Raw genomic sequence first — 4,411 nt, 5'->3', positions numbered from 1 at the left:
GGCCGGGTCGGCGTTCGGCCCCGCCTTGGCGATGCGGCCGTCCACGCCGTAGTGCAGGTAGCTGTCGCCCTTCCTGGTGATCGATCCGGTGGCGTCGTGGTTGTAGCTGACGTTGGTGGTCTGCGCGCTGCCGCCCGCGGGCGTAAAGGTCTGCGTGTAGCCGCCCAGGCGGTTGCTGTTGCTGGCGATTTGGTAGTCGCGCTGCAGCGTGGCGGTGCCCCCTGCGGTGCTGCTGCTGTAGTAGCTCTGGCTGCGGTTGCCGTTGGCATCCCACGCGTAGCCGCTGGCGTTGGCCCCGATGGTGTCGCTCAAGGCCGCTCCGCTGGGCAGCGTGAGGGTGTTGGGTGCGCTGTGCGCACTGGCGGTGAGCCGGCCCACCGCGTCGTAGCTGTATGCGCTGGTGAGCGCCACCTGCTGCGCCACCGTGCTGCTTTGCGTGGGCAGCATGTGTTGCTGGGTGATCTGCGCGATGCGCCCGGCGCTGTCCCAGGTCAGTTGCAGCAGGGCGCTGGCGGCCAGCCGGCCCGCGCTGGTGTAGCTGCGCTGCTCGGCCAGCGGCGCGGGGTTGCCGGGGGTCTGCACAAACCCGGGCCATTGCCAGCCGGTGGCCTGGCCCAGCGGGCTCCAGGTGATGCCGGTGACCAGCGGCTGGCCGTTCCACTGCAGCCCGGTGAGCTGGCCGGTGGCGTCGTACTGGTGCACCAGCTGGCGCCCGCTGGGGTAGGTGATGCGGGCGATCTGCCCCGCGCCTGCGCTGCCTGGACTGCCGGCGCTGCCCGTCCCGCCTGGCACGTATTGGTAGCCCACGGTGCTGCTGCTGCCGTTGGCCAGGACCTGCGTGCGCGCGGTGATGCGCCCTTGCGCGTCGCGCTGGTAGCGCGTGGTGACGCCCGCGTCCTGGATCTCGCTCAAGGACCCCACGCTGGCACTCGGGCTGCCGCTGGCGTTGTACTCGGGCCCGGGCAGGTCGTAGCGCAGCACGGTGGTGCGGCTGGCCCCGCCCAGGCTGCTCACGATCTGCGTGGGCCGGCCCAGCGCATCGCGCGTGATGGCGGTGGCACGCCCCAGCGCGTCGGTGAGGCTTTGCGGCAGCCCCAGGCTGTCGTAGGTGCGCGTGAGCGTGCCGCTGTCGGCGCTGGCTTCCTGGCTGGCATTGCCCAGGGCATCCCGCGTGTAGCTGGTGGCCACGCTCTTGAAGTCCGTGGCTTTGGTGACGGCATCCTGGGCGTTGTAGGTGAGGCTCGCCTGCGCGTTCGATGGATTGCTGTGCGTAGAGAGGCGCCGCAGGTTGTCGAAGGTGTAGCGGGTCGCCTGGTTCAGGCCATTGGTGTGGCTGACGAGATCGCCAAAGGGGTTGTATCCGTAGGTGGTGCTCTGGTTGCCGCCCACGGTTTCAGAGGCCACGCGGTTGACGGCGTTGATGGTGCGAGAGAGGGTATGGACGATGTTGCCGGCGCTGTCCTGAACCTGCTCATTGATGCGGTTGCCCATGCCGTCCAGCGTGTAGCTGCCGGCATGGCCCCGGTTGTCAGACCAGCCGGTCAGTCGCTGGGCGTCGTCGTATTGATAGGACACCGCGTAGCCCGAGGGCTGGGCGACGCTCTGCAGCAAACCCGTGGGCTGGTAGGTCATGACAACGGCCAAGCCATCCTGTGTGATGCGGGTCACCCGCTGCCGCACATCGCGCGCATAGACGGTGACACTCCCCGTTGGATCGATCTGCTCAACGACATTGCCATGCCGGTCATAGCGCGTGTAGCGGGTGACCTGCCCACTGGGGCCGGTGACGCTCATGAGGTCGCCCTCGGTGGCGTCCCCCGTCGTCGCAGCATGGTAGGCGTAGCGCGTCACGCTGCCGGCAGGGTCGGCTTCGCTGAGGATCTGGCCGGCGTCGTTGTACGTCCAGTTCCAGGTGCGGGACACCCCACCCGCCACCAACTGAGCCGCGAAGCCGCTGCCCCCGTTGGCGTCGGCCGTTTCCTGCTCGACCTTCTTGCAGAGCGCCGCGATGGGCGAACCATCGGGCAACAGCGCCGAGGCGGGCGCGCAGCGCAGCACGGCGCCGCCGGCCAGCGGATCGGGCTGGCCGTGGTACACGTAGGTGGTCAGCTTGCGTGGCTCGGCCACGCGCGTGGGCAAGGTCCACACGGGGTGCCACTGGTAGGAAGTCCTGCGGGCCGCTTCCGGAAAGCCGTACTGACCGGAGGCGAGTGTGGAGCACGCGAGCCCTGGAGGAAGCCCCTGCGTCTTCGATGTCTGCAGGCCACGGGCCTGGTCGTATTCGAAACAGGTGAAGTTGCCCGAATCCGAACGCTGCAGCACCCTGCCCTTGGCATCCCGCCAGAATGCCTGGCTGGACGCGATCGCGGGATCGACGGGGCTCGCGATGGTGACCTGGCTCGGCCAATACTTCTCACCGATTTTTTCGAAGCCGTGACGGCGCTGTGTTCCCAAAGGGTCCGTCACGGTGGTTTCGCTCGGTGTTGACGAGTAATAGCTGAAGCTGTACCGATGCACCCCGCCTGCATGCTCCGAACTGGACGCCCGGCCGTCGCAGAGGTATCGATAGGTGGCGTAGCGGTGACCGGCCTCGTCGGTGATTCCGGTCAGCAGGTTGTCGCCATAGGGCGCAGCACAGCCATTTTGGGCGGCGAATTGGTAGTGGTAGGTTTTCGAGGCCCCGTCGGGAAAAACGACCTTGCTGAGCCTGTGCGGCCCGGAGTATTCGTACCGATACGTCTGGGACGCGGGATCGACCATCGACGCCAACTGGTTCGAGGTGTCGTAGCTGAATTTCAATGCCCGGCCGAACCGGTCCGTCACCTGGGCGAGCAGGCCGGACAGTCCGGAGTACGACGAGGGATCATTGGATTCCGAATAGGTGTACGACAGCCCGACACGGCCATCGGCAGACATCTTTCGGATCACCCGTCCACGCGAATCCAGCGCGTAGAGAAAGTTGTCCCTGGAGCGAACGTAGCCCCCGCCGGAACCACCCGGCGCGACGAAGGCGTATTCCCCGAGGGACACCTCGCTCAAATTGCCGGGCTCGCCCCGGTACATACTGAAGCGCCCGGCACCCAGCTGCCAGACATGCGGATTGTTGGTGACCTGATAGCAATGGGACGCGGTTTCGGTGCGGTTTTTCCACCAGAAGGCCGGGTAACAGGGATTGCCCTGGTTGGAGACGTCTCCGTACCACCCTTGATCGAGTGTCGAGTAGAACCGCCCTTTGGTGCTTCGATAGACCCGCTCGAAGACCAGACCCGTTTTGGCCATCGGGTAATCCAGCTCGGACTGGATCTTCTGCCCAGTGCTGGGCAACACCGGATTGCCCTGCGCATCGCAGTCGTCACAGGAATCGTCATTGGCGACGTACAGCACGCAAGTGATCTGCTCGTTCGAGCCGTTTTGCGTCCTTTCGACGTCCTTCGACACGACGCTGGCGTCGAAAACGGTGGGGCACTCATACCCCAACGTGACCTGGACGGCGGCCGCCCTGCCGGAGCCCAGGTCCGGGCTGCCCTCCGAGTAGAAGCTCGCCGGCAATCCATTCACGGTACCGCCCAGGATGACGGGTGCTTTTGCGCTGCGGCAGAAAACGCCACCCTCGTCCGTGGGATGGCAACTGGTGTCGTGGTATCGCTGGGCCGCGATGGAATAGGCCTCGCCCATGGTTTCGGCTTTTTCCACCACGACGCTGGGCCAGCCCCCTCCGCCGCCCAGCCATGCCACCGACTGGTAGGTGAACTTGGGCTCGACTTCGAACCTCACCACCCCTGCCAACGCCGTTGGCAGGAAGGCCAGCAACCATGCCGACAAAAGTATCTTTATTCTCATTCTTTGAATCCCCCCTCGATGCCATTCAGAAATGCGCGGAACAAAGCATGTCTCTTTCCGCCGTGCGCCCGGCCGCCCCGCACCAGGGGCCGCGCCGAAACGCACGATGTTAACCAAAAATCACGTCACTGCGGCCGCACCATCTTGCAGCTCTGCGGCTGCTCCGCCTTCTCCGCGGCGATCTGGCGCACCACGCGAAACCCATAGCCCGAACCCTCCACGTCGAACGGCACGCCGGGCGCGCCCTGCCGGTCCATCACGCCCACGGCCAGGGGCTGCTGGAACTGGTGGTCGGCCGCGCGCATGGTGCCGGCCTGGCCGTTCAGCTGCACCTTCGCGGTTTCCATGGCGCGGGCGACGGCGGTGGCGTCGGTGCTGCCGGCGCGCTCGATGGACTGGACGAGGGTCTCCACCATGAGCTGCATGCGCATGTGCACGTAGTCGTCCGCGGGCTGCGGAAAGCGCTGGCGGAAGGAGCGATAGAAGGCCTCGCTCTGCGCGCCCGGCACGTTGGGCAGCCAGTCGGCCACGGCCACGACCTTGCCCACGCCGGCATCGCCGAGCGCGGCGG

2 protein-coding genes are annotated in these 4,411 nt (G+C 66.5%); both read right to left on the bottom strand.

Features of this window, described 5'->3' with window-relative positions; all coding sequences use genetic code 11:
* Nucleotides 1-3,774 (bottom strand): hypothetical protein (locus tag AC27IO_RS21030; protein ID WP_498740584.1); only part of this gene is annotated, 3,774 nt, incomplete at its 3' end.
* Nucleotides 3,775-3,965: 191 nt separating this feature from the next.
* Nucleotides 3,966-4,411: ABC transporter substrate-binding protein (locus AC27IO_RS21025; RefSeq protein ID WP_498740583.1), on the bottom strand; the 446-nt coding region annotated here is incomplete at its 5' end.

The organism is Acidovorax sp. KNOB132 (assembly GCF_057541515.1).
The sequence above is the reverse complement of the archived record's forward strand: the minus strand, read 5'-3'. Positions and strand labels throughout refer to the sequence as shown.